The 22,876-nt window shown below is 73.0% G+C and carries 21 protein-coding genes; 10 read left to right on the plus strand and 11 right to left on the minus strand.

The window, feature by feature from the left end:
* Positions 1-50: 50 nt before the first annotated feature.
* The gene (zapE, locus tag OHA55_RS26800; protein ID WP_266710217.1) at positions 51-1,142 is read right to left on the minus strand and encodes a cell division protein ZapE; all 1,092 of its coding nucleotides are present in this window, start codon (positions 1,140-1,142) and stop codon (positions 51-53) included.
* Between the two features lie 37 nt (positions 1,143-1,179).
* On the opposite strand from zapE, the gene OHA55_RS26805 reads away from it, so the two are divergent.
* The 4 genes from OHA55_RS26805 (at position 1,180) to msrB (ending at position 4,551) form a co-directional block, all read left to right on the plus strand.
* Positions 1,180-2,001 (plus strand): pyrimidine reductase family protein, encoded by an 822-nt coding sequence (locus OHA55_RS26805; RefSeq protein WP_266710218.1) that lies wholly within the window; start codon positions 1,180-1,182, stop codon positions 1,999-2,001.
* Positions 2,002-2,219: 218 nt separating this feature from the next.
* Positions 2,220-2,672, plus strand: coding sequence for an indole-3-glycerol phosphate synthase (locus OHA55_RS26810; protein WP_266710219.1), 453 nt, complete (start codon positions 2,220-2,222; stop codon positions 2,670-2,672).
* A 59-nt stretch (positions 2,673-2,731) separates the two neighbouring features.
* On the plus strand, positions 2,732-4,132 hold the full coding sequence (murC, locus tag OHA55_RS26815) for a UDP-N-acetylmuramate--L-alanine ligase (protein ID WP_266710220.1): 1,401 nt from the start codon (positions 2,732-2,734) through the stop codon (positions 4,130-4,132).
* Between the two features lie 14 nt (positions 4,133-4,146).
* The gene (gene msrB / locus OHA55_RS26820; protein WP_266710221.1) at positions 4,147-4,551 is read left to right on the plus strand and encodes a peptide-methionine (R)-S-oxide reductase MsrB; all 405 of its coding nucleotides are present in this window, start codon (positions 4,147-4,149) and stop codon (positions 4,549-4,551) included.
* 116 nt (positions 4,552-4,667) lie between these two features.
* Here the strand turns inward: msrB and OHA55_RS26825 are convergent, their stop codons facing one another.
* The 5 genes from OHA55_RS26825 to OHA55_RS26845 form a co-directional block, all read right to left on the minus strand.
* Positions 4,668-6,185 carry a SulP family inorganic anion transporter gene (locus OHA55_RS26825; protein WP_266710222.1) on the minus strand — a complete coding sequence of 506 codons (1,518 nt, stop codon included), beginning with the start codon at positions 6,183-6,185 and terminating at the stop codon, positions 4,668-4,670.
* Positions 6,186-6,553: 368 nt separating this feature from the next.
* Entirely contained in the window at positions 6,554-6,985 is a 432-nt protein-coding gene (locus OHA55_RS26830; RefSeq protein ID WP_266710223.1) for a DUF2267 domain-containing protein, read from the minus strand.
* Positions 6,986-7,226: 241 nt separating this feature from the next.
* Positions 7,227-7,583, minus strand: a complete 357-nt coding sequence (locus OHA55_RS26835; RefSeq protein WP_266710224.1) for a hypothetical protein — start codon at positions 7,581-7,583, stop codon at positions 7,227-7,229.
* A gap of 254 nt (positions 7,584-7,837) precedes the next feature.
* A complete protein-coding gene (locus OHA55_RS26840) occupies positions 7,838-10,321 on the minus strand; it encodes a GTPase-associated protein 1-related protein (RefSeq protein ID WP_266710225.1) in 2,484 nt (827 codons plus the stop codon).
* A 280-nt stretch (positions 10,322-10,601) separates the two neighbouring features.
* Positions 10,602-10,994: a VOC family protein gene (locus tag OHA55_RS26845; RefSeq protein WP_266710226.1), complete on the minus strand. Its 393-nt coding sequence runs from the start codon at positions 10,992-10,994 to the stop codon at positions 10,602-10,604.
* Positions 10,995-11,069: 75 nt separating this feature from the next.
* Between OHA55_RS26845 and OHA55_RS26850 the strand changes: the two genes are divergently transcribed.
* Positions 11,070-11,798, plus strand: coding sequence for a nucleoside triphosphate hydrolase (locus tag OHA55_RS26850; RefSeq protein ID WP_266710227.1), 729 nt, complete (start codon positions 11,070-11,072; stop codon positions 11,796-11,798).
* A gap of 75 nt (positions 11,799-11,873) precedes the next feature.
* Here OHA55_RS26850 and OHA55_RS26855 read toward each other — a convergent pair whose 3' ends face one another.
* Positions 11,874-12,452: a TetR/AcrR family transcriptional regulator gene (locus OHA55_RS26855; RefSeq protein ID WP_266710228.1), complete on the minus strand. Its 579-nt coding sequence runs from the start codon at positions 12,450-12,452 to the stop codon at positions 11,874-11,876.
* Between the two features lie 169 nt (positions 12,453-12,621).
* The gene (locus OHA55_RS26860; RefSeq protein ID WP_266710229.1) at positions 12,622-13,593 is read right to left on the minus strand and encodes a GNAT family N-acetyltransferase; all 972 of its coding nucleotides are present in this window, start codon (positions 13,591-13,593) and stop codon (positions 12,622-12,624) included.
* 342 nt (positions 13,594-13,935) lie between these two features.
* Between OHA55_RS26860 and OHA55_RS26865 the strand changes: the two genes are divergently transcribed.
* A complete protein-coding gene (locus tag OHA55_RS26865) occupies positions 13,936-15,063 on the plus strand; it encodes a M24 family metallopeptidase (RefSeq protein ID WP_266710230.1) in 1,128 nt (375 codons plus the stop codon).
* Between the two features lie 76 nt (positions 15,064-15,139).
* On the opposite strand, the gene treZ is transcribed toward OHA55_RS26865, so the two are convergent.
* The gene (gene treZ, locus OHA55_RS26870; RefSeq protein ID WP_266710231.1) at positions 15,140-16,900 is read right to left on the minus strand and encodes a malto-oligosyltrehalose trehalohydrolase; all 1,761 of its coding nucleotides are present in this window, start codon (positions 16,898-16,900) and stop codon (positions 15,140-15,142) included.
* A 280-nt stretch (positions 16,901-17,180) separates the two neighbouring features.
* On the opposite strand from treZ, the gene OHA55_RS26875 reads away from it, so the two are divergent.
* Both OHA55_RS26875 and OHA55_RS26880 read left to right on the plus strand, forming a co-directional pair.
* Positions 17,181-18,668: a GH1 family beta-glucosidase gene (locus tag OHA55_RS26875; RefSeq protein ID WP_266710232.1), complete on the plus strand. Its 1,488-nt coding sequence runs from the start codon at positions 17,181-17,183 to the stop codon at positions 18,666-18,668.
* Positions 18,669-18,772: 104 nt separating this feature from the next.
* The gene (locus OHA55_RS26880; RefSeq protein ID WP_266710233.1) at positions 18,773-19,900 is read left to right on the plus strand and encodes an alpha-L-fucosidase; all 1,128 of its coding nucleotides are present in this window, start codon (positions 18,773-18,775) and stop codon (positions 19,898-19,900) included.
* Here OHA55_RS26880 and OHA55_RS26885 read toward each other — a convergent pair whose 3' ends face one another.
* A complete protein-coding gene (locus OHA55_RS26885) occupies positions 19,901-20,902 on the minus strand; it encodes a GNAT family N-acetyltransferase (RefSeq protein ID WP_266710234.1) in 1,002 nt (333 codons plus the stop codon).
* A gap of 92 nt (positions 20,903-20,994) precedes the next feature.
* Entirely contained in the window at positions 20,995-21,603 is a 609-nt protein-coding gene (locus OHA55_RS26890) for an NAD(P)-dependent oxidoreductase (protein ID WP_266710235.1), read from the minus strand.
* A gap of 169 nt (positions 21,604-21,772) precedes the next feature.
* On the opposite strand from OHA55_RS26890, the gene OHA55_RS26895 reads away from it, so the two are divergent.
* Positions 21,773-22,111: a helix-turn-helix domain-containing protein gene (locus tag OHA55_RS26895; RefSeq protein ID WP_266710236.1), complete on the plus strand. Its 339-nt coding sequence runs from the start codon at positions 21,773-21,775 to the stop codon at positions 22,109-22,111.
* Between the two features lie 97 nt (positions 22,112-22,208).
* Positions 22,209-22,790: a DUF1707 and FHA domain-containing protein gene (locus OHA55_RS26900; protein WP_266710237.1), complete on the plus strand. Its 582-nt coding sequence runs from the start codon at positions 22,209-22,211 to the stop codon at positions 22,788-22,790.
* Positions 22,791-22,876: the final 86 nt, after the last annotated feature.

A 22,876-nucleotide genomic window follows, 5' to 3' on the forward strand; every position in this document is an offset into this window, starting at 1 on the left:
CGGTGAACGACACGGCCACCCGGAGGAGTCGTGCCGTCACCCCCACGAACCTACTGCGCCACCAGCCCCTTGGCGTCCCGTGCCAGCGCCGTCAGCCGTGAGATCGCGCGGAAGTACTTCTTCCGGTACCCGCCGTTCAGCATCTCCTCGCTGAACAGCCGGTCGAAGGGTATGCCCGAGGCGAGGACCGGGATCTCACGGTCGTACAGACGGTCGGCGAGCACCACCAGACGCAGCGCCGTGGACTGGTCCGGCACCGGTACCACCCCGGTGAGGCAGACCGCCTCCACCCCGTCCGTCATGGCCCCGTACCGGCTGGGGTGCACCTCGGCCAGGTGCCCGAGGAGGGCGGAGAAGTCGTCCAGCGCCGCACCCGGGGTGGCGTACGCGGCCCTGGTGACCTGCTCGTCGTCGAAGGGCGGCGGGGCCTCGGGCAGGCCCCGGTGCCGGTAGTCCTGGCCGTCGATCCGCAGCGGACGGAAGTGCGCGGAGAGGCCCTGGATCTCGCGGAGGAAATCGGCGGCGGCGAACCGGCCCTCGCCGAGCTTGCCCGGCAGCGTGTTGGAGGTCGCCGCCAGCGCCACGCCCGCCTCCACCAGCCTGCTGAGCAGCGAGGAGACCAGCACGGTGTCGCCCGGGTCGTCGAGCTCGAACTCGTCGATGCAGAGCAGCCGGTGCCCGCTCAGGGTCTTCACGGTCTGCTGGAAACCCAGCGCGCCGACGAGGTTCGTCAGCTCCACGAACGTGCCGAAGGCCTTCAGCGCCGGCTCGGCGGGCGTCGCGTGCCAGAGCGAGGCGAGCAGATGGGTCTTGCCGACGCCGTACCCGCCGTCGAGGTAGACCCCGCGCGGACCGGCCGGGGCCGCGGGCTTCTTGGCGAACCACCTCCGCTTGCCCTCGCCCGAGGCGGTCGACCCGCCGAGACCGGCGGCGAAAGAGCTGAGGACCGTGACGGCCTCGCTCTGGCTCGGCTGGGTCGGGTCGGGTACGTACGTGGCGAAACGCACCGCATCGAAGCGCGGCGGCGGCACCATCTCGGCGACCAGACGGTCGGCGGGGACGTGCGGCCGGCGGGCGCACAGGGACAGCGGAGTCGCGCCGGTGAGGGAGTTCGCACCCGGAGCGGTGGTGGAGGACGACACAACTGTCCACCTTAAGGGCCGTGCCACACTGCCTGACATGCGAAGCCTGTTCCCTGTGACGGACCTGACAGTCACCGCCACCCCCGCCCCGGCCGGCGCCGAAGACCGCGAGTGGAGTTTCGACGAGCTGGCCGAGGCGTACGCCTACCCCGCGGGCCCCGGACCCTGGCTGCGCGCCAACATGGTGACCACCCTGGACGGCGCCGCCCAGCACGACGGCCGCTCGCAGTCCATCTCGTCCCCCTCGGACATGCGCGTCTTCGGCACCCTGCGCGGCCTCGCCGACGTCGTGATCGCCGGCGCCGAGACGGTACGTACGGAGGGCTACCGGCCCGCCCGCGCCCGGGAGGTGTTCGCCGCGCGGCGGGCGGCCGCCGGGCAGTCGCCCGCCCCCGTCGTCGCCGTGGTCAGCGCGAGCCTGGACCTGGACTTCTCGGCTCCGCTCTACACCGAGCCGCTGGTCCCCACCGTGGTGCTCACCGGGTCCGCCGCACCGGCCGAGCGGGTCTCGGCGGCACGGAAGGCGGGCGCCCGGGTGGTGGTCGCCGGCGAGGGGACCCGGGTCGACCCCGCCAGGGCCGTACGCGAACTGGCCGCCCTCGGGCTGACCCGGCAGCTGACGGAGGGCGGGCCCCGGCTGCTCGGCCAGTTCGTCGCCGCGGGTGTGCTGGACGAGCTCTGCCTGACCGTCTCGCCCGTGCTGACGGCCGGGGACGCGCAGCGGATCTCGGGAGGTCCGTCCGTACCGGTGCCCGCACGGTTCGCCCTGGCGGGGCTGCTGGAGGAGGACGGTTTCCTGTTCACGCGGTACCGCCGTCCCCGACTCGCCGGGAGCGCCGCGACTCCGCCCGGCTCTTAGCGCCTGTACCGGGTTCCGGGCCGGGCTCGCGGCTCATCCGGCCCGGAAACTCGATACGGGCACTAACGGAATTTCCCGTTCCGCTTGCCTTCCGCTGGGCACACTTACCTCAGCAATCTCCGTGCGATCACGGGGAAGGATGGTTTCAGCAACGGCCCTCCACCAGGCCGGCCGGATGAAGAAGCGGAAGGGCGCCCGTCGTGTTCACAAGCGTTTTGATGATCGAGAAGCCGCTCACCCCCGAGGACGTCGACTTCGTCACGACCCTCCACGGCGACGAGCGGATCTCGTTCATCGTGCTCATGCAGCCGCGCGGCGACCAGGCCGACGTCCTGCTCCGCGCGATCGACGACGTGGCGCTCGGCGAACTGCGCGACGCCACCCGCGAGGGCGACGAGCCCGAGGGCAAGGACGCCCGCGAACCCGCGCGGCTCGCCCTCGAACACTCCCTGCGCGCCCTGCGGGCCGCGGGCTCCGAAGCGGTCGGGCAGGTCGTCGAGGACCACCCGCTGGACGGTCTCAAGACCGTGGTGGACGATTCGCGCGCCGACGAGGTCATCGTGCTGACCGCCCCGCACTACGTGGAGGAGTTCTTCCACCGCGACTGGGCCTCCCGCGCCCGCCACAAGGTCGGCGTCCCGGTGCTCAAGCTCTTCGCACACAGCGAATAGGCTGGGCACCGGTGCCGGGCGGACCCGGCCCCACGACCGACTTCAGGGAGAGAACACGCATGGCACCCGGTATTCCTGCCGCCATGGAACGGCCGCACTTCATCGGCATCGGCGGCGCCGGAATGTCGGGCATCGCGAAGATCCTCGCCCAGCGGGGCGCGAAGGTGGCCGGCAGCGACGCCAAGGAGTCCGGGACCGCCGAGGCGCTGCGCGCGCTGGGGGCGACCGTCCACATCGGCCACGCCGCGGCCCACCTGGCCTCCGACGCGACCTGCGTGGTCGTCTCCAGCGCCATCCGCGCCGACAATCCGGAGCTGGTGCGCGCCGCCGAGCTCTCCGTCCCGGTGGTGCACCGCTCCGACGCGCTCGCCTCGCTGATGACCGGTACCCGGGCCATCGCCGTCGCCGGTACCCACGGCAAGACGACCACCACCTCGATGCTGGCCGTCGCCCTCACCTCGCTGGGCCTCGACCCCTCGTACGCCATCGGCGGCGACCTGGAGGGACCGGGCACCAATGCCACCCACGGCGGCGGCGAGATCTTCGTGGCCGAGGCGGACGAGAGCGACCGCAGCTTCCAGAAGTACGACCCCGAGGTCGCGATCGTCCTCAACGTCGAGCTCGACCACCACGCGAACTACGCCTCGATGGACGAGATCTACGAGTCCTTCGAGAAGTTCGCCGCGAAGATCACCCCCGGCGGCACCCTCGTCGTCGCCGCCGACCAGCCCGGCGCCGTCGAACTCACCCGGCGGCTGCGCGAGAACGCCCGGGACGATCTGAACATCGTCACCTACGGCGAGTCCCAGACCGCCGACGTCCGCGTCCACAAGGTCACCCCGCGCGGGCTGACCAGCGAGGTCACGGTCCTGCTGAACGGCAAGTTCCTCACCTTCACCGTCTCCGTGCCCGGCCGCCACTACGCCCACAACGCCGTCGCGGCCCTCGCCGCCGGCGTCGCCCTCGGCGTCCCCGCGCACAACCTCGCCTCCGCCATCGGGACGTACACCGGGGTCAAGCGCCGGCTCCAGCTCAAGGGCGAGGCCGCGGGCGTCCAGGTCATCGACTCGTACGCCCACCACCCCACCGAGATGACCGCCGACCTGGAGGCCATGCGCGGCGCTGCCGCCGACGCCCGCATCCTGGTCGTCTTCCAGCCCCACCTCTTCTCCCGCACCCAGGAGCTCGGCACCGAGATGGGCCAGGCCCTCGCCCTCGCCGACGCCTCCGTGGTCCTGGACATCTACCCGGCCCGCGAGGACCCGGTCCCCGGCGTCACCAGCGCGCTGATCATCGACGCCGCGCTGGCCGCCGGCGCCGACGTCACCGCCGTGCACGACAAGGCCGAGGTCCCCGGGGTCGTCGCGGGAATGGCGAAGCACGGCGACTTGGTTCTCACCATGGGAGCGGGCGACGTCACCGACCTCGGCCCGCACATCCTGGACCAGCTGTCGAAGTGAGGGAGCGAGCCACCGTGCCGTACGACATCGAGAAGCCAGACGAGCAGTGGCGGGAAGAGCTCTCCCCGGCCGAGTACGCCGTGCTGCGCAAGGCCGGGACCGAACCCGCCTTCGTGGGTGAGTACACCGACACCAAGACCGAGGGCGTCTACTCCTGCCGCGCCTGCGGGGCGGAGCTGTTCCGCTCCGACACGAAGTTCGAGTCGCACTGCGGCTGGCCGTCCTTCTACGACCCGAAGGACACCGACGCGGTCGAGCTCATCTCGGACACCAGCCACGGCATGGTCCGCACCGAGGTGCGCTGCTCCCGCTGCGGCTCCCACCTCGGCCACGTCTTCGAGGGCGAAGGCTACGAGACCCCGACCGACCAGCGCTACTGCATCAACTCCATCTCGCTGAAGCTGACGCCGGACGCCTGATCCCCGTCGGTACGCGGAAGGGCCGGAGCCCACGAGGACGCTGTTGGCGGGAATTCGCCGACAGCGTCCCACGAGGCTCCGGCCCTTCCGCGTACCCCGGCGACGGGCTCGCGGCCTCAGCCCGCGGCGAGCTCCCCGCTGAGCCGGTTGTGGAGGCGTGCGCTCGGCTCGTTCAGGCCGGTGATCTCGACGGTCTTGCCCCGCTGGGCGTACCGGGCACCGATCGTGTCGAGAACGGCCACGGACGAGGCGTCCCAGACGTGGGCGGCGGACAGGTCGATCACCACCCGCTCCGGGTCCCCGGCGTAGTCGAAGCGGCCCACGAGCTCGTTGGAGGAAGCGAAGAAGAGCGCCCCGGTCACCCGGTAGACCACGGTGGTGCCGTCCGGGTCGACGACGGCGGTGATGTCCGCCGAATGGGCCACCCGCTTGGCGAAGACCACCATCGCGATCACCGAGCCGACGACCACACCGATGGCGAGGTTGTGGGTCGCGACGACCACCACCACGGTGATCACCATGACGGCGATCTCCCCGGCGGGCATCCGTCGCAGGGTCTTCGGGGCTATGGAGTGCCAGTCGAAGGTGGCGAACGAGACCATCGCCATGACCGCGACCAGGGCGGCCATCGGAATCTCGGAGACCACCGGCCCGAAGGCGATGCAGAGCACCATCAGGAACGCGCCGGCGAGAAACGTCGACATGCGGGTCCGCGCCCCGGACACCTTCACGTTGATCATCGTCTGGCCGATCATCGCGCAGCCGCCCATCCCGCCGAAGAAGCCGGTGACGATGTTGGCGATGCCCTGGCCGACCGACTCGCGGGTCTTGTCGGAGCGGGTGTCGGTGATCTCGTCGACCAGCTTCGCCGTCATCAGCGACTCCATCAGACCGACCAGCGCCATCGCGAGCGCGTACGGGGCCACGGTCGTCAGTGTGTGGAGGGTGAACGGCACGTCGGGCAGGCCCGGCACCGGCAGGGACGAGGGCAGCTCGCCCCGGTCGCCGACGGTCGGCACCGCGATCCCCGCGGCCATGGTGAAGGCGGTGAGGACCACGATCGAGACCAGCGGGCCCGGGACGACCGTGGTGATCTTCGGGAAGAACACCAGCAGCGCCAGACCGGCCACGATCAGCGGGTAGACCGCCCAGGGCACGTTCCGCATCTCGGGGACCTGCGCCATGAAGACCAGGATCGCCAGCGCGTTCACGAAGCCGACCATCACCGAGCGCGGCACGAACCGCATCAGCTTCGCCACCCCCAGCGCACCCAGGACGATCTGGAAGACCCCGGCGAGGATCACGGCGGCGACCAGGTAGCCGAAGCCGTGCTCACGGTTGAGCGGCGCGACCACCAGGGACACCGCACCGGTGGCGGCGGAGATCATCGCCCGGCGCCCACCCACCACGGAGATCACCACGGCCATGGTGAAGGCGGAGAACAGGCCGACCGCCGGATCGACCCCGGCGATCACCGAGAACGAGATCGCCTCGGGAATCAGCGCGAGGCCGACCACCAGACCGGCCAGCACCTCGGTGCGCCAGACCTTCGGGTCGCCCAGCCAGTCGGGCTTCAGCGCGCGCAGCCGCGCGGCCGGGGTGGCGGTGGAGACCGCGGTGACGGGGGAGGACAAGGCAGCGGAACCTGTCGTGCTCGGGCACACCACCGGGTCGGGCAGGCCGAGGGCGTCGTGCGTCGTTACGTGGAGCGCCGGGACGGCACCCCGCGGACGGCCCCGTGACCGGGACCGGAAGGAGAGGAGGGGCGAACGGAACCTCCGCCGGGGGCGGCATCGGCCCCGGCGCGGGTGGGACGGGCGCGCGGAGCGCACTCTCACCACCCTCACCACCCGAAAAACCCTACCCCGAGGTCGGGGCAGGGTTCGATGGCGGCCGTGGTACGGGGCCGAAACGCCCCGCGCTCCGTCCGGGGGCGGACAGTGCGCGGGGCGGCGGCGAGTGCGATCAGTGGGACTTGTGTGGTGCCGGGTCCGGACGGGGGTCAGGCGGCGCGGGCGAGCTCGGCGCGGCCGAAGAGGAGGGCGTACCCCTGGGGGAGTGCCTGGAGCACCCGGGCCAGGAGATCGGGGCCGGCCAGCTGGGCCACCGTGGTCAGCACGGAGCCCGTGTCCCAGCGGGTGGTGGCGGTGCTCGCGCCGGTCAGCAGGGCGAGCGAGGTGACGAAGTCACGCCCGGTGAGCGGAGCCTCGGGTCTGCCGGCGAGGAAGACGCCGGCGGCTTCCTCCGGCAGCCGGGCCGCCAGGCCCTGGCGCTCGGTCCCGGTCAACTGCCCGCCGAGACCGGCCAGTACGAGGCGTACCGCTTCCTCGGCCCGTTCCCGGGTCGGGTAGGCGCCGTCGTAGCGGATCTTCTCGAGCATCAGGGTGTAGGTCATGGCCGGGGCGCACTGGGTGGATTCAGTCGTGTTCTGCATCGTTCGGCGATTGCCTCTCTCGTCGCAGTGGCCTTCTCGCCCGCGCCGGAGGTGGAACGTACGGAGCCAGTGCGGGCGGGGTGCGGGGCTGGTGTTCAGCCGTTACCCCCGCCCAGCCACCTCACACGTGCGAAGCCGAAGTGCGGGGCGGCCTTCCGACGGCGGGCGGCGGCCCGGAGGTGCTGGACCGTCAGAATGCCCTCGGCCGGCCGGCTTTCGCGTCTGGTTCCGGACGCCCCGTTCAGAGGTCGGGGGCGAGCAGGGTGAGGCGCAGCAGCGCCGCGAGCGCGAGTGCGGCGGGGGCCGCGTACCAGTACCTCCTGAGCCACGCGCACCTGACGGCGATCCAGGTCGCCGCGGTGAGCAGGGCGGCGGAGAAGAGCCCGAGACCGGCGCCGACCTGCGAGTCGGTGACCGCCTGGGTGTCCCAGGACCCGTCGGGTTCGACCAGGTAGCCCACGCACACGAGGTATCCGGTCACCAGGATTCCCAGAACCAGGACGACGGCGCAGATGCGGGTGCCCCACCGGTCCGCCGCGCGGGAGGAGAGGCGGGCGGCGAGCGGGGAGCCGGCGCTCCCGTTCCTGTTCACGTTCACTTCGGCCTCTCCGGCGGGTGGTCCGGCCTTCGGTCCGCAACTGCGTTCCGGGCGCCGCGCGGCGCACCGGTCCGACGCGGCGCACCGGTCCGGGGGAGGGACAGGCGTTCGGCGAGATCGTGCCGGTGGCCGAGGGCGCCCCGGCCGTGGACCGGTTCGTGGGCGTCCTCGGACGCGATCCGGGGCGGCCCGGGTCTCCTGACGCCGCACACGATCCGGGGGCGGCCCCGGGGTTCCCGCCCGGCCGGGAGCCGTCAGGGGCGGCGTACCTTGCCCGCCAGCCGGCGGCCGAACCTGCCGAGCGTGCCCGCCGGGCGCCGGTTCCACGCGCGGAAGGCGTCCGTCCGGCCGCTGCTGCCGGCCCGCCCGACGGCCTCTTCCACCGCCAGGACCCCGGCGGAGGAGAGCTCCCGCACGGCCGGGCGCAGCACCTCGTCCAGCAGCGCGGTGCTGGTGCGCGCCCAGTGGGCGCCCGCGTGCGGGTGCGCGCTCCAGTTCAGGTAGCAGTCGGCGGCGAACGCGGGATCGGACCGCAGCCGGGCGAGTACGGGCTCCTCCCGCGCGGCCCGGCCGTAGGCGGCGAGCAGATCCGGGTCGTCGGTGTGCACGAAGGCGTACAGCTCCGCTTCGGGCCGCTCGGGCGCCAGCAGTCGGCGGGCGAGCGCCCCCAACGCGTGCTCCAGGACGTCCGGTTCGACCGGCTCGGCGGCCGGGCGCAGGGCGAGCACCCGCTCCGCCCAGCCCTCCCCGGGTGCCGCACCGTCCGGCGCCTTCGTACCGTCGGTCTCCGTATCGGCGCCCGTCGGGCGCATCGCGCGGGCGAAGTCGAGCAGCAGCAGCGCGCCGCGCTCCCGGCCGAGGATCTGGTGCGGGAAACCGCGCAGCAGATCGTGCGCCAGGTCCGCGGCGTCCGCGTCGTGGGGAGCCGCCCCGAGCGCCGCGCCGACCAGGTGCGACCAGGTGCCCGCGCTGCGGTGCGCGTCCGAGGTGGTGGCCTCCAGCAGCATCCGGGCCTCCCCGGCGGTCGGTTCCCGGTCCGACCAGACGAGCCCCACCGCCGAGCGCAGCACCAGCGGCTCGGCGAACGGCGAGATTCCGGCGGTCCGCAGCACCCGGCTCAGTGCGGCGGCCCGGTCCTCACCGCAACTCGCCCTGATCGCGCGCGACTCGGCGCACATGCGCAGATGGGGCAGTGACTGCGTCCCGGTGAACGGAAGCGGCACCCGGCCCAACAGCCTCTCCATGGCGGCGGGATCGTCCGGCGCGATCCGGTCCAGCGCCACCAGCAGGGCGGTCCTTACGTCGAACTGCTCGTCCAGCAGCTCCAGCAGGGCCGGGCCCCAGGCGAAGCCGGGGGCGGCCGGCAGGGCGGGGGCCACGCGGTCCACGAGGGAGGGCAACAGCTCGGTGCAGTCGATGTCCAGAAGCCGTGCCACCCGCAGGAGTTGCACGGTACGGGCGATGTCGAGAGCCGCGCCGGAGCCGCCCAGTTCGTCCAGGATCTCCGGAGCGAGCGTCTCGGCGATGGCCTTGCCCTCCGGGCCCGTGAAGGCGCTTCGGTCGGGGAGTTCGAGGGAGCCGTTGCCTCCGCGTACCGCCTCCGTCACCAGCATGGCGGCGAGCGGGGCGGTCGTGGTGACCGGCGCCCTTCCGTCCAGCGCGCTGAACAACCTTCCCACCGCGTCGAATTCACCATTGCTGCGGTCGTCGATCGTGGACGCGGTCAGAGCGTCCACCAGCTTCCGGGTCCGGTCCTCGTCCAGCGTGTACGGCCGCTCGGCCGCCCAATCGGCCGCCGTGGAACGCTCGTCGGGCCCGAGCGCGATGCCGGCGCAGAGCGCGGTGACGGCCAGCGGGCCGGCGGCGAACGGCTCGCCGTGCAACGCGCGTGCCTGGTCGAAGAGTTCTGGCGCCCGGGAGCGCCAGACACGGGCGGCGGTCTCGGCCCAGGCATCACCCGACGGCGGGGAGGGCCGGCCGTGCGGGCCGCCGCACAGGTGCATCCGGATCTCGGCGGCGTCGAGGAGGTGGGCGTCCTCGGGGAGCACCCCGACGACCTGCTGCGGGGCGAGCGAGGGCCGCCGGGAGTACGTGGTGAACGTCAGCCGCTCCGCGTGGTCCGGCGGCAGCACCGAGGAGGCCAGCCCGATCCAGCGGGCCACGTCCTCGCTCTGCCGCTCCACGAGCGCCACCCGGGCCGCTGCGCCCGAGGCGCTCTCCAGCCGCACCCGGCGCAGGTCGGCGAAGACGGCGGCGAGCCACGGACCCCGGGAGACCGCGAAGTCGCCGAGCGCCTCCCGCTCCAGGCCAGGACCGGCGTGGGGCGAGGTGAGCGGGTCGGGTATCGCGCCGCTGGGGGTGACGGACACCCAGCGGGGCGAGCGCCACGCGGTGATGGGCAACCGGTCGCCCGGCAGGCGCGCCCCGGCCGGCAGCAGGACGGCGTGGGTGTGGAAGCGCAGAGTGCCCGACCCGGCACCCGGCGGAGCCAGTGGCACCGCCCGGGACAGCAGCCTGCTGCCGTCCGAGAGGTGGGTGTAGCTGAACACCTGAGGCATGGAACGGAGTTCGGTGTCCGTGGGGAGGAACGGCACGTCCCTCGGAGGCTCGTACCCCAGCAGGGGTTCGATCTCCGGGAGCAGTGCCGTGGGTATCCCGGGGCCGACGGCGGTGAACCGTCCCACCGTCCCCTCGTCCCCCGGAGCTGCCGAGGTGTAGTGCAACTGCGCGAGGCTCATGCCCGGGGCCCTTTTCGTCCTGCGGCGACCGTCCCCGAACCCGCGTGCGCGCAGGCCCGTTCCGGTGACGCGCGGGGCCGGCCGGCGACCGGGGCGGGGAGCGTTCCGCAGTCGCGTGGGGGCGACGCTATCAAGGTCCGGCGAACGCGCGGAGCGATCCGTCGGCCAGGTTCGCCGGGACCCTTCCGGGCCGCCCCCGCCGGGCCTGACGGAGGTGGCCCGGCCGGCGGGCGATTCTGCCCGGTCGCCCGCCGGCCCGCACGGCCGGGCCGGGTCCGGCTCACGCGGGCTGGAGGAGGTCCCAGCGATTGCCGTACAGGTCCTCGAAGACCGCGACCGAGCCGTACGTCTCGTGCCTCGGCTCCTCCAGGAACCGCACCCCGGCCGCCTTCATCCGCGCGTGGTCGCCGGCGAAGTCGTCGGTGTGCAGGAAGAACCCGACCCGGCCGCCCGTCTGCGCCCCGACCGCCGCCCGCTGCTCCCCGTCCTTCGCGCGCGCCAGCAGCAGGCCGGTGCCCGCCGCACCGGCGCCGCGCGGACGGACGACGACCCACCGGGACCCGTCGCCCCGGTCGGTGTCCTCGGCCAGCTCGAATCCGACGGCGTCCCGGTAGAAGGCGATGGCCTCGTCGTAGTCGTTGACGACCAGGGTGGTCAGGGCGATGTGAGGCATCTCGGCTCCTCGTGTGCGGTGATGGTTATACGTAACACTACTGAGGGTGCCGCGCGGGCCCGCAGAATGCCCAGCATGGACACGTACGACCTCGCCCCGCTCGTCGCCCGCGCCCGGGCGCTCATCGTCCCCGGTCGCCGACGGATTCTGGGCATCGCCGGGCCGCCCGGCGCCGGAAAGTCGACCCTCGCCGCCGCCCTGGTGGAGGCGCTGGGCGGTGCCGCGGTACTCGTCCCCATGGACGGCTTCCACCTCGCCGGCGCCGAACTCGAACGCCTCGGGCGAGCCGCACGCAAGGGCGCGCCGGACACCTTCGACGCCGCCGGGTACGCCGCGCTGCTGCGGCGACTGCGCGGGACGGGTGGGGGGAGCGGCACGGCTACGGGAAGCGGCACGGGCGTGGAAAGCGGCACGGGTACGGGAAGCAGCACGGGTACGGAAGGCGGCGGCACGGGTACGGCGGGCGAGACGGTCTATGCCCCCGCCTTCGACCGCGCCCTGGAGGAGCCGATCGCCGGTTCCGTCGCGGTGGAACCGGGCACCCCGCTCGTCGTCACCGAGGGGAACTACCTCCTCCACGACCAGGGCCCCTGGGCTCCGGTGCGCGGGCTGCTCGACGAGGTCTGGTACCTGGAGCTCGACCCGGACGTACGCGTGCGCAGACTGGTGGACCGGCACGTCCGGTTCGGCAGGCCGAGGCCGGACGCCGAGCGGTGGGTGGCGGGCTCGGACGAGGCGAACGCCCGGCTGGTCGGAGCCGGACGCGACCGCGCCGACCTGATCGTCCGGCAGCGCCCACGCTGAGGAACCGGGTCCCGGCCGAGTGGCCGCCGGCGCGTACGGCGCCCCGCTTCCGCCGCAGGTCGCGCTTGCGGCTGCTCAACCCACGGGTGCGGCGCCGTACCGCAAGCCGTCGAAGAGCAGAGAGGTGATCTGCCGGGCCTCCGCCAGCCAGCCTTCCGCCGGCCGCAGGTGGCAGATGCCGCCCAGGGCTCGCAGCAGGGTGGGGCCGGTGACGTCGGCACGGACGGTACCGGCCGCGGCGCCGGCTTCGAGCAGCCGGGAGAGCGCGTTCTCCATGCGGACGCGCGCGTCACCGAAGACCGGTGAGTCCGTGGCCATGATGCTCTCCAGGGCGAAGGACATTCCTTTGCCCACCGCCGCGTGATCCACGAGCAGCAGCAGGAAGCGTCGCAGCGCCTCGTCGGGGGCGTGCTGGTCCAGCAGCTTTGCGGGCTCGGCGCACAGATCGTCGACTTCCTTGCGGTACACCTCCTCGATCAGTGCCTCGCGCGTCTCGAAGTGGCGGTAGAGCGTTCCGACGGCGACGCCGGCGGAGCGGGCGATCTCCTCCACGTGCGCGTCGGTGTCGCCGCTCAGGAATGCCTGGCGGGCGGCGGACAGCAGCGCCTCGCGGTTACGCCGCGCGTCGGCGCGCAGCGGGCGTGATGGCGACAAGGGAACCTCCATGGGATGAGTCCGGTCCCGCTTGCCCAGGGTTTCCGGAGTCGCACTCATCTTACGGAAGGGGAGCCCTCAAGCCCTCCCGGGCCTCCCGGGAGGACTCGAGGGCGTCGCCGGGACGGCCGCCCCTCCTCTGCCCGCACGGAACGGAGCCCACCCTCGGTCAGCTTCCTGCGTGGACTCCGGCGGCCGTCCCGCAGGACACCTCGCGTTCGAAGCGGCCGATGGACACCGTGACCGCCATTCCCGCCCGCGCGTAAAGAAGGTGAGCGCCCGTCAGGCTCTCGCTGTCGACGTCCAGGCCGACCGAGGACGCACCGCGCCCGGCGAAGAGTGCGAAGGAACTGAGCAGCAGGGCGTGCCCGATCCCGAGCCGGCGGTCCTGTCGTCCCACCGCCAACTGGCCGACTTCGCCCGCGGCTTCGCCCCGGACGTCGCGGAACCGGCACAGTGCCGCGCCCGCGATCCGGCCGGCGCGTTCCGCGAGCAGCCAGAGCGACGGGTCGAAGCCGTCGTACAGCAGGTCGTCGGCCCAGACGTCGTACGGGCGGGGCCCGGCGCCCCACAGGTCGCCGAACGCGTCCTCGACACAGGCGTGCACCGCCCGCAGGTCCTCGGCGGTCCCGGTGCACGACCGCAGGGTGACCCCGTCGGGCCACACCGGTGCGGGGGGCGGCCCGTCCAGCGCGATCGCCATCCGTTGATGGATCCGCGCCAGGCGGTACCCCCGGGCCCGCAGCAGCCGTTCCGAAACACCGCCGAGATAGACGTAGTTGACCAGACGGAGGGGACGCCCCGCCCCGGACGCCAGCTCGGCGGCCCGGGTCTCCGTCAGTTCCAGCAGCCGGGTGCCGATGCCCGCGCCCTCGTGGCCCGGATGCGTGTACGCGTCGCCATGGGCGCGGCCCTCGTCCGGCTCGGCGGTCACATGTCCGTAGCCCGCGATCTCCCCGCCGGGACCGGTCACCACCCACGCGTCCCGTTCCGTGTCGAGACGCGACCAGACGCGCAGGTACTCGTCGACGGTCTGGGCCGCCGCCGTGGCGTCCCCGGCCCGGCCGGCGGCGTTCACGGTGTCGAGAATCGCCGGGAGTTCGGATCGGAGGGGGGTGCGTATCCGGTATCCCGGCTTCATGGGTCCTCGCTCTGGTGCTGGTGCGCGCCAGGGTTCGGGCGCGCGCTCCGGTAGGGAACCAGGTGGTGAGGGGATCGGGCAACCAGTTTTGGATCGGGCAGCCCCCGGGCCGGTCCGCCCGCCGTACCACCCGGCCCGCCCGCCGTACCACCCGGCCCGCCCGCCGCACCACCCGGCCCGCCCTCGCCGTACCAACCGTCCCGTCCGCGCCGTACCAACCGTCCCGCCACGCCCGTCCGGCGCTCGCGTCCCGCGGCGGGCGGCGGCAGGATGCTCCGTGCGGCGCGCGCAGCGGTGCGCCGCCACCGGCAGCCGTACCGGCAGCACCTCTGGAGGCACCGCATGACCATCCCGAACCCGCCCGAGCCCTTCACCGCCGACGTCTACCGGGCCCGGATGGCCCGCGCGGCCGACTCCGCCGCCGCGGCGGGGCTGGCCGGCGTCCTGGTGGCGCCGGGCCCCGACCTCGTCCACCTGACCGGCTACCAGCCCGTCAGTACCGAGCGCCTCACCCTTCTCGTGCTGACGCCCGGTCAGGAGCCGGTGCTGGTCGTACCGACCCTGGAGGCGCCCGACGCCGAGGCGGCGATCGGCGCCCCCGCCCTCTCGCTGCGCGACTGGACCGACGCCCGGAACCCGTACGAGGTGGCCGCCCCGCTCCTCGACGCGGCCGGCCGGTACGGGATCAGCGACAACGCCTGGGCCATGCATCTGCTCGGGCTCCAGCAGCTCCTGCCCGGAACCTCCTACGCCTCGCTCACCCAGGTGCTGCCGATGCTGCGGGCCGTCAAGGACGCGGCGGAACTGGAGCGGCTGGCGGCGGCGGGCGCCGCGGCGGACGCCACGTACGAGGAGATCCTGAAGGTCCCCTTCGCCGGTCGCCAGGAGACCGAGGTCTCGGCGGACCTGGCGGAGCTGCTCATCGGATTCGGCCACTCCCAGGTGGACTTCGCCATCGTCGGCTCCGGGCCCAACGGCGCGAACCCGCACCACGAGGCCGGGGACCGGGTCATCCAGCACGGCGACATGGTGGTCCTCGACTTCGGCGGCCTGCGGTACGGCTACGGCTCCGACACCTCCCGTACGGTCCACGTCGGCGAGCCCACCGCCGAGGAGCAGCGGGTCCACGACGTGGTGCGCGAGGCCCAGGCGGCGGGGTGCGCGGCCGTACGGCCCGGAGCCGCCTGCCAGGACGTCGACCGGGCGGCGCGCGCGGTCATCACCGAGTTCGGCTACGGCGACCGGTTCATCCACCGCACCGGCCACGGCATCGGGGTCACCACCCACGAACCGCCCTACATGATCGAGGGCGAGGAACAGCCGCTGGTCCCGGGGATGTGCTTCTCGGTGGAGCCGGGGATCTACCTCCCGGGGCGGTTCGGGGTGCGGATCGAGGACATCGTGACCGTCACCGAGGACGGCGGGCGGCGCCTCAACTCCACTGCCCGCGAGCTCGCGATCGTCGGCTGACGGCGGCTCGTCGGCGGCGGATTTCGGCTCGTCGGCCCGGGGCGGCGACCCCACCGTCCGGGTGCGGCGGGCCCGGTCACCCGTCGGCCAGCACCACGCACGACTCGGCGGGCAGGTGCAGCAGTCCGTCCGCGTCCGGGGCCTCCACCGGCTCCCAGGCCGCCAGCACCCGTCCGGTCGCGGCCCGGTTCCGCCCGCCGCCCAGCGGTACGGCGGCGGGCCGGCCGGCGAGGTTGACCACGACCCGTACGTCGCCCCGGCGCAGCGCCAGCCACCGGGCCTCCTCGTCGAACGCGACCTTCACCGAGGCGAGGTCCGGGTCGCGCAGGTCCGGCACGGCCCGGCGGAGCGCGATCAGCTCCCGGTACCAGGCGTGCAGCCGGTCGTGCGGTGCGCGCTCCGGTTCGCTCCAGTCCAGGCACGAGCGCTCGCGGGTCGCCGGGTCCTGCGGGTCCGGGATGTCCTCCTCGGCCCAGCCGTGCGCCCCGAACTCCCGTCGCCTGCCGTTGCGTACCGCCTCGGCCAGCTCAGGATCGGTGTGGTCGGTGAAGAACTGCCACGGGGTCCGCGCCCCCCACTCCTCGCCCATGAAGAGCATCGGGGTGAACGGGCCGGTCAGCACCAGTGCCGCCGCGCACGCCTGGAGGCCGGGGGAGAGGGAGGCGGCGAGCCGGTCGCCGAGGGCGCGGTTCCCGATCTGGTCGTGGGTCTGGGCGTACCCGACGAAGCGGTGGGCGGGGGTGCGGGTGACGTCGACCCGGCGGCCGTGCGACCGCCCCCGGAAGCTGGAGTACGTGCCGTCGTGGAAGAAGGCGCGGGTCACCGTCTTCGCCAGCGCGGTCAGCGGGGCGGCGGCGAAATCGGCGTAGTAGCCCTGCGCCTCGCCCGTCAGCGCGGTGTGCAGGGCGTGGTGGAAGTCGTCGTTCCACTGGGCGTGCAGCCCCAGCCCGCCCGCCGCGCGCGGGGTCGTCGTACGGGGGTCGCAGAGGTCGGACTCGGCGATCAGCGTCAGCGGCCTGCCCACCTCCGCCGACAGCGCGTCCACCCCGGCGGCCAGCTCCTCCAGGTAGGTCAGCGCCCGGGTGTCGGCGAGCGCGTGCACCGCGTCCAGCCGCAGCCCGTCGAGACGGTAGTCGCGCAGCCAGGCCAGCGCACTGCCCAGCAGGTACGCCCGCACCTCGTCGGAGCCGGGCGCGTCCAGATTGACTGCCGCGCCCCACGGGGTGTGGTGCGTCTCGGTGAAGTAGGGGCCGAAGGCGGGGAGGTAATTGCCGGACGGGCCCAGGTGGTTGTGGACGACGTCCAGGAGTACCGCGAGACCCAGCCCGTGCGCGGTGTCCACGAACCGTTTGAGCCCCGCCGGGCCGCCGTACGGCTCGTGGACGGCCCAGAGCGACACGCCCTCGTACCCCCAGCCGTGGGTACCGGGGAAGGGGCAGACCGGCATCAGCGACACGTGCGTGACGCCCAGTTCCGCCAGATGGCCGAGCCGCAGCGCCGCCGCGTCGAAGGTGCCCTCGGCGGTGTACGTACCGACGTGGAGCTCGTACAGCACACCGCCCGGCAGCCCGCGCCCCCGCCAGTCGTTCCGCCAGACGTACGCGTCCCGGCCGACCACCGCGCTCGGCCCGTCCGGGCCGTCCGGCTGACGCCGGGAGCGCGGGTCGGGGAGGAGCGGCCCCCCGTCCACCGAGAAGCCGTACCGGTCACCGTCCGCCGCCTCCGCCTCGGCCGTCCACCAGCCCGCGCGGGACTCGTCGCGTCCCATCACTAGCGTCCGGCCGGACAGCTGGAGTCCGACCGACTCCGCCCCGGGGGCCCACACCTCGAACCGCATCCGCCACTCCCCGTCAGTCGTGTCAGTGATGTCGTGTCAGTGATTCGTATGAAAAGCCGGAAGTGCCGGAGGACAGTCCGGACCAGCTTCCATGATCGGCTGCAGTCGCACGCCCGGCCCCGGAATACTGGACCGGTTCCGCGACGGGCGACCGCGAAGATGTCCCGTGTTCCGTGCATCCGCGCACAGGAGTGCGGAACACCCCTTAAGGTCTGCTCTGATCATTGCCCTGCCCGATCCTGCTCATACGTACGCCGACGTACGGCTGATGGAGGCCGAAATGACCGTGCCGAAGTTCCCACCGGGCTTCCTCTGGGGAGCCTCCGCCTCCGCGTTCCAGACCGAGGGGGCCGTCGACGAAGACGGGAAGGGCCTCTCCGGCTGGGACGCCTTCGCCGCCGTGCCCGGCCGCATCAAGGACGGTACGGACACCACCCGGGGAACCGGGTTCCTCGAACACTGGCGCGAGGACGTCGGGCTGCTCGCCGGACTCGGCGCCGACGCGTTCCGCTTCTCCATCAGCTGGCCCCGCGTGGTACCCGGCGGCAGCGGCGCGGTCAACCCGGCCGGACTCGACTTCTACGACCGGCTCGTCGACGAACTCTGCGCCCGGGGCATCACCCCCGCGCCCACGCTCTACCACTGGGACACCCCGCTGCCGCTCGACGAGGAGGGCGGCTGGCTCAACCGCGACACCGCCTACCGCTTCGCCGAGTACGCGGGCATCGTCGCCGAACGCCTCGCCGACCGCGTCCCCATGTGGATCACCATCAACGAGCCCGCCGAAGTGACCCTGTTGGGCTACGCCCTCGGGCAGCACGCGCCCGGCCGTGCCCTCCTCTTCGACGCCCTGCCCGCCGCGCACCACCAGCTCCTCGCCCACGGACTCGCCGTCCGGGCGCTGCGCGCCGCCGGGGCCTCCAACATCGGGATCGCCGTCTCGCACAGCCCCGTCTGGACGGCCGGAGACTCCGACGAGGACCGGGACGCGGCCGGGCTCTACGACACCCTCACCAACTGGCTCTTCGCCGACCCGCTGCTCGCCGGCCGCTACCCCGACGAGGGATTCGCCGCGCTGATGCCCGGCCCGGTCGCCGACGACCTGAAGACCATCTCCACCCCGTTGGACTGGTACGGCGTCAACTACTACAACCCCACCCTCGTCGGCGCCCCCCGCCGGCCCGAAACACTCGAATCCTTCGCCGGGTTCGAGATCCCCGCCGAACTCCCTTTCGGCATCAGGGAGATCGAGGGATACGAGAAGACGGACTTCGGCTGGCCCGTCGTCCCGGACGGGCTGCGCGAGACCCTCGTCGGGCTCCGCGACCGCTACGGCGACCGGCTGCCGCCGCTCTACATCACCGAGAACGGCTGCGCGGTGGACGACGCGGTCAACGACACCCGCCGTATCGCCTTCCTGGAAGCCCACTTGGGAGCCCTGCACCGGGCGATCGGTGAAGGCGTCGACGTGCGCGGCTACTTCACCTGGTCGCTGACCGACAACGTGGAGTGGACCGAGGGTGCCAGCAAGCGCTTCGGGCTCGTCCACATCGACTACGAGACCCTGCGTCGGACCCCCAAGGAGTCCTACGCCTGGTACCGCGACACCATCCGGGCCCAGCGCGTACCGGCCGGGGCCGAGTCCGTACCTCCGGGCGACGAGGAGCCGGGGGCGGTGGCGGTGGAGTCCAGGACCGAGATCATCGGACAGCAGGCCGCCGGGGTGGCGGAACCGGCCGGTGCCGAAACCCCCGTCCGGCCCGTCTGAGCCGCCCGACAGGCTCCGAACCACCCGGCCCGGCAGGGACCGACGCGTCTTCCCGACCGGACGTGTCTTCCCCGGCCGGGCTCCGGTGACCGATACTTCCCGCCATGGTTGCTCAATGGTGGACCCAGGCCAACCTGGGGATATTCGTGCACTGGACGCCCGCGTCGGTACCGGGATGGGCCCCGCCCCACACCCCGGCCGTCGACCTGCCCCTGGCCGGGCGGGCCGCCCCGCTCGCCTGGACCCCGTACGCCGAGTGGTACGAGAACGGTCTCCGCTTCCCCGGCAGCCCGGTCTCCGCCCATCACCGGGCCACCTACGGCGACAAGCCCTACACCGACTTCGGGCGGGAGTTCGAGGACGGGCTGGCGGGCTGGGATCCGGCCGCGTGGGCGCGCGCCTTCCGCGCCGCCGGAGCCCGTTATGCCGTCCTCGTCACCAAGCACCACGACGGCTACTGCCTCTGGCCCTCCGAGGTCCGCAACCCGCACCGGGCCGGCTGGCACACCACCCGCGACGTGGTGGGCGAGTTCGCCGAAGCGGTCCGGGCAGAGGGGCTGCGCTTCGGGGTGTACTACTCCGGCGGACTCGACTGGACCTTCGACGACCGCCCGGTCGGTACCGCCGCCGACATGCTCGCCTCCGTGCCCCGAGGCGCCTATCCCGCGTACGCCGACGCCCAACTGCGGGAGCTCGTACGCCGGTACCGTCCGGACATCCTCTGGAACGACATCGCCTGGCCGGCCGGCACCCCCGAGATCCGCCGGCTGATCGACTTCTACCGCTTCACCGTCCCGCACGGCGTGGTCAACGACCGGCTGCTGCCCCGCTCACCGCTCTGGCGCACCTTCGCCCTCCCGGGCGCCGGGGCGCTCTACGACCGGTGGGAGCGGCGCAACGTCGCCCAGGGCGACGGCTTCGTCCCCCGCAAGCCGCCCTACTACGACTTCCGTACACCGGAGTTCGCCCGCTACACCGGCCCGGACCCGTACGAGATCACCCGCGGCATCGACCACAGCTTCGGCTACAACCGCAACTCCCCGCCCGGGGCCTTCCTCGACCGCGACACCCTCACCGAACTGGTCCGGGACACCGCGGCCGACGGCGGCAACCTGCTGCTCAACGTCGGGCCGCGCGGCGAGGACGCCACCATCCCCGACGAGCAACTGCTGCGTCTGGAGTGGCTCGCGGAACATGAGTCCGCCGACGAGCCGCGGCAGAAGACCGGTTGATCACGGGGCGGACGGTCCGGCCCCGTCCCAGACCATGTTGAGGGCCCGCTCGAAGTTGACGTACCCCAGCCGCCGGAACGCCTCGGCCATCGGATGGTTGCCGAGGTCCGTGGCGGCCCGGACACGCTCGACCCCGTCCTGCGAGGCCAGCACCCGGGTCCCCTCGGCGAGCAGATCGTCGACGTACCCCTGACCGCGACGGCCGGGCAGCACACCGATGTACGCGATGACGGGGTTGTAGTCGTTGCGGGCCGGCACGACGAACCCCACCGGCTCCCCGTCCGGGAGCTCGCCGATCCGCCACCAGTCGCGGGGGGTCGAGTAGCGCGCGAGCTCCTCGTCGAAGTGCCGTTCGGCCGCCTCGCGCGCCGACAGCCCGGACGCCAGGTCCTGCTTCCCGTGCGCGTCGAGGGTGCCCTCCATCACCGGGGTCATCAGGGCGACCAGATCCTCGCGGTCCTTCACCGGCCGGAACCGCAGCCGTCCGCCGTCCTCGGGCACCGGAGTCCCGGCCCGCCACTCCAGCCGCAGCCGCTCCACCAGCAGCCGGGCCCCGGTCGTCTCCAGGGCCCCGGTCCGCGCCTCCACCACCGCGCGGGCGGCCGGGTCCTCCCGCCAGTCCGGCGGCACGAAACGCTCGTACTCCGGCCGGGGGGTGCCCGCGGGCACCACGGCCGAAGTGGCCGCCTCCAGGAGGGCGGCGCCGACGCGGAGCCGCTCCGGTGCGGGCAGCGAGTCGTCCACGTCGAAGAAGTCGAGCAGTGCGGGGACACCCCCCGGAGCGCCTCCGGAGCCGCGCCACCATCCGGCCCGCGCGACCACCCGGTCGCCGTCGAGGGCGACCCAGAGCCACGACGGACTCCGCCGCCCTGCCTCCAGGTCCTCGGCCACCTCGTGGTCGAGGACATAGGACAGGCTCTGGAAGAGGGGGAGTTCGGCGGGGCCGGAAAGCGGACGGAAGGTCAGGTCGGGTACAACGGGTGTCACGTTGCTCCAGGGCATCGTCGGCCCCGGAGGTCACCGGGGGTTCGCGGCGGCAGACGATAGCAGCGCACCGGACGCGCACGCACCGCCATTTGTCCCCGGTGTGCGGTTCAGTTGCTGATCGCGGGGGCCTCGCGCAGATGGGTCCGGTCGGTCACCTGGGCGAGCAGGAAGGACGCCATGTCGGCGCGGCGGAGGGAGAGGCCCACCACCCCGTGGCCGTAGTGCCCGACCTTGATCTCTCCCGTGGCGGGGCCGTCGTCGAGCTTGGCCACGCGCACCAGCGTCCAGTCCAGGTCGCTGGCGCGTACCGCCTCGGCCGCCGCGCGGACCTCGGACCAGGCGCGGGGAGCGGCGGTCCTGACGAACCGGACAAGGGCCTTGAACTTGAGGTCCGGCCGGTCCGCCGGGTCCGGGACGCTGCACGTGGACACCACCACGAACCGTCCGACGCCGGACGCGTCCATGGCGGCGATGATCCTGCGGGTCGCGGCGCTCTCCGAGCCGACGCCCTCGATGACGGCGTCGGCACCCCGGACCGCTTCGAGGATCGCCTTCTCGTCGTCGAGTTCACCGGCCGCGACGGTCAGTTCCGGGTGCGTGAAACGGAGCTTGTCGGGGTTGCGGGCGTAGGCGGTGACCGCGTGCCCCGCGTCGAGGGCCTGACGTACCAGTAACTGGCCCGTCCGCCCGGTCGCGCCGAAGATCGTGATTCTCATGGGACTCCGCCCTTCCTGGAAACCACTAAAATTTCTTTAGCGGTGAACGTAGCACGGCGGATCGGCGCATCCCCGGGTCCTCCGCTCGGACCGGGGCCGGATCGGGGCGCGGCACCGGGGGACGCGAGCCCGGCCCGGCCCGAGCGAAGGACCCTAAAATGGCAGCACCATGAATCAACCCGTAGACCCCCAGACGGCGCGGTGCATGCAGATCCTGTCGGTCGTCGGCGATCTGTGGACCCTGGCGATCGTGATGACCCTGCAGAAATCGGCGATGCGCTTCAACGAGCTGCACCGGGCCATCCCGAAGGTCAACGCGGTCACCCTGACCAGCCGCCTGCGCAAGCTCGACGAGGCGGGCATCGTCGTCAGGGTCGCGGAGTCGAGGAGCAAGCAGTCGACGGTGTACGACCTCACCCCCTTCGGCCGGAAGCTGCTGCCCATCGTCGACGCCGTGCGCACCGTCGCGCTCGACCTGGAGCGCTCGGGAGAGGCCCCCGCGCGCTGAGCGGTACGCCCGCCCCTCCGGCCGGTCGAACCTGCTCGCCCCGGTCCGTCACCGTCCCTTCTGGACACTCCGGGCCGCTCGGCCCGACAATCACCCTGTGACGTCCTCCTCCGAGTTCCACACGTATCCCGCGCGGGTGTCCGACGCCCAGCGCGACCGTGTCCTCGGCGTGCTCAGGGAGGGCGCCGCTCAGGGCCGGCTCTCCCACGACACCTTCCTGCGCCGGATGGAACTCGCCCTCGCCGCCCACCGGCCCGAGGACCTGTCGGCCCTCACCGCCGACCTGCGCGAGGAACGCGCCTGGGGCAGAGGGCTGTTGCGCGCCGTGGGCGGAGTCTCGGGGTTCCCCGGACGGCTGCGCATGGCCTGGCGGGCCGGGAAACTGCCCCAACTCCTGCTGCCCGCACCCGGACCCGTACCGCTGCTCATCGGACGTGACCCGGGCAACGGACTGCGGCTCAACCACGAGACGGTCTCCCGCAACCACGCCGAACTCACCGTACGGGGGCGGATCTGGCTGCTCCGCGACCTCGGCTCCACCAACGGCACCTGTGTCAACGGACAGCGGGTCGTCGGCCTGGTCCCGGTCCGGGAGGGCGACCAGGTCAGCTTCGGCCACATGACCTTCCGCCTGACCGCGCCCCCGCCCCTACCGCCGGACCGGCCTGCGGCCCTCTGAACCGGGCGGCGCTTCTCCTCATCCCCACCAGGTAGGTGGGAGGGGGCGTTGAGTACCGGCACTCAGGCGCGGGCTTGCCGGGCCGT

It is taken from the genome of Streptomyces sp. NBC_00102, assembly GCF_026343115.1.
Taxonomy (GTDB): Bacteria; Actinomycetota; Actinomycetes; order Streptomycetales; family Streptomycetaceae; genus Streptomyces.

What these genes read in the sequence shown, in the direction of transcription:
- OHA55_RS26805 (WP_266710218.1), top strand. Translation starts at nt 1,180, where the DNA reads ATGCGAAGCCTGTTCCCTGTGACGGACCTGACAGTCACCGCCACCCCC.
- OHA55_RS26810 (WP_266710219.1), top strand. Translation starts at nt 2,220, where the DNA reads ATGATCGAGAAGCCGCTCACCCCCGAGGACGTCGACTTCGTCACGACC.
- murC (WP_266710220.1), top strand. Translation starts at nt 2,732, where the DNA reads ATGGCACCCGGTATTCCTGCCGCCATGGAACGGCCGCACTTCATCGGC.
- OHA55_RS26830 (WP_266710223.1), bottom strand. Translation starts at nt 6,985, where the DNA reads ATGCAGAACACGACTGAATCCACCCAGTGCGCCCCGGCCATGACCTAC.
- OHA55_RS26840 (WP_266710225.1), bottom strand. Translation starts at nt 10,321, where the DNA reads ATGAGCCTCGCGCAGTTGCACTACACCTCGGCAGCTCCGGGGGACGAG.
- OHA55_RS26845 (WP_266710226.1), bottom strand. Translation starts at nt 10,994, where the DNA reads ATGCCTCACATCGCCCTGACCACCCTGGTCGTCAACGACTACGACGAG.
- OHA55_RS26850 (WP_266710227.1), top strand. Translation starts at nt 11,070, where the DNA reads ATGGACACGTACGACCTCGCCCCGCTCGTCGCCCGCGCCCGGGCGCTC.
- OHA55_RS26860 (WP_266710229.1), bottom strand. Translation starts at nt 13,593, where the DNA reads ATGAAGCCGGGATACCGGATACGCACCCCCCTCCGATCCGAACTCCCG.
- OHA55_RS26865 (WP_266710230.1), top strand. Translation starts at nt 13,936, where the DNA reads ATGACCATCCCGAACCCGCCCGAGCCCTTCACCGCCGACGTCTACCGG.
- treZ (WP_266710231.1), bottom strand. Translation starts at nt 16,900, where the DNA reads ATGCGGTTCGAGGTGTGGGCCCCCGGGGCGGAGTCGGTCGGACTCCAG.
- OHA55_RS26875 (WP_266710232.1), top strand. Translation starts at nt 17,181, where the DNA reads ATGACCGTGCCGAAGTTCCCACCGGGCTTCCTCTGGGGAGCCTCCGCC.
- OHA55_RS26880 (WP_266710233.1), top strand. Translation starts at nt 18,773, where the DNA reads ATGGTTGCTCAATGGTGGACCCAGGCCAACCTGGGGATATTCGTGCAC.
- OHA55_RS26885 (WP_266710234.1), bottom strand. Translation starts at nt 20,902, where the DNA reads ATGCCCTGGAGCAACGTGACACCCGTTGTACCCGACCTGACCTTCCGT.
- OHA55_RS26890 (WP_266710235.1), bottom strand. Translation starts at nt 21,603, where the DNA reads ATGAGAATCACGATCTTCGGCGCGACCGGGCGGACGGGCCAGTTACTG.
- OHA55_RS26895 (WP_266710236.1), top strand. Translation starts at nt 21,773, where the DNA reads ATGAATCAACCCGTAGACCCCCAGACGGCGCGGTGCATGCAGATCCTG.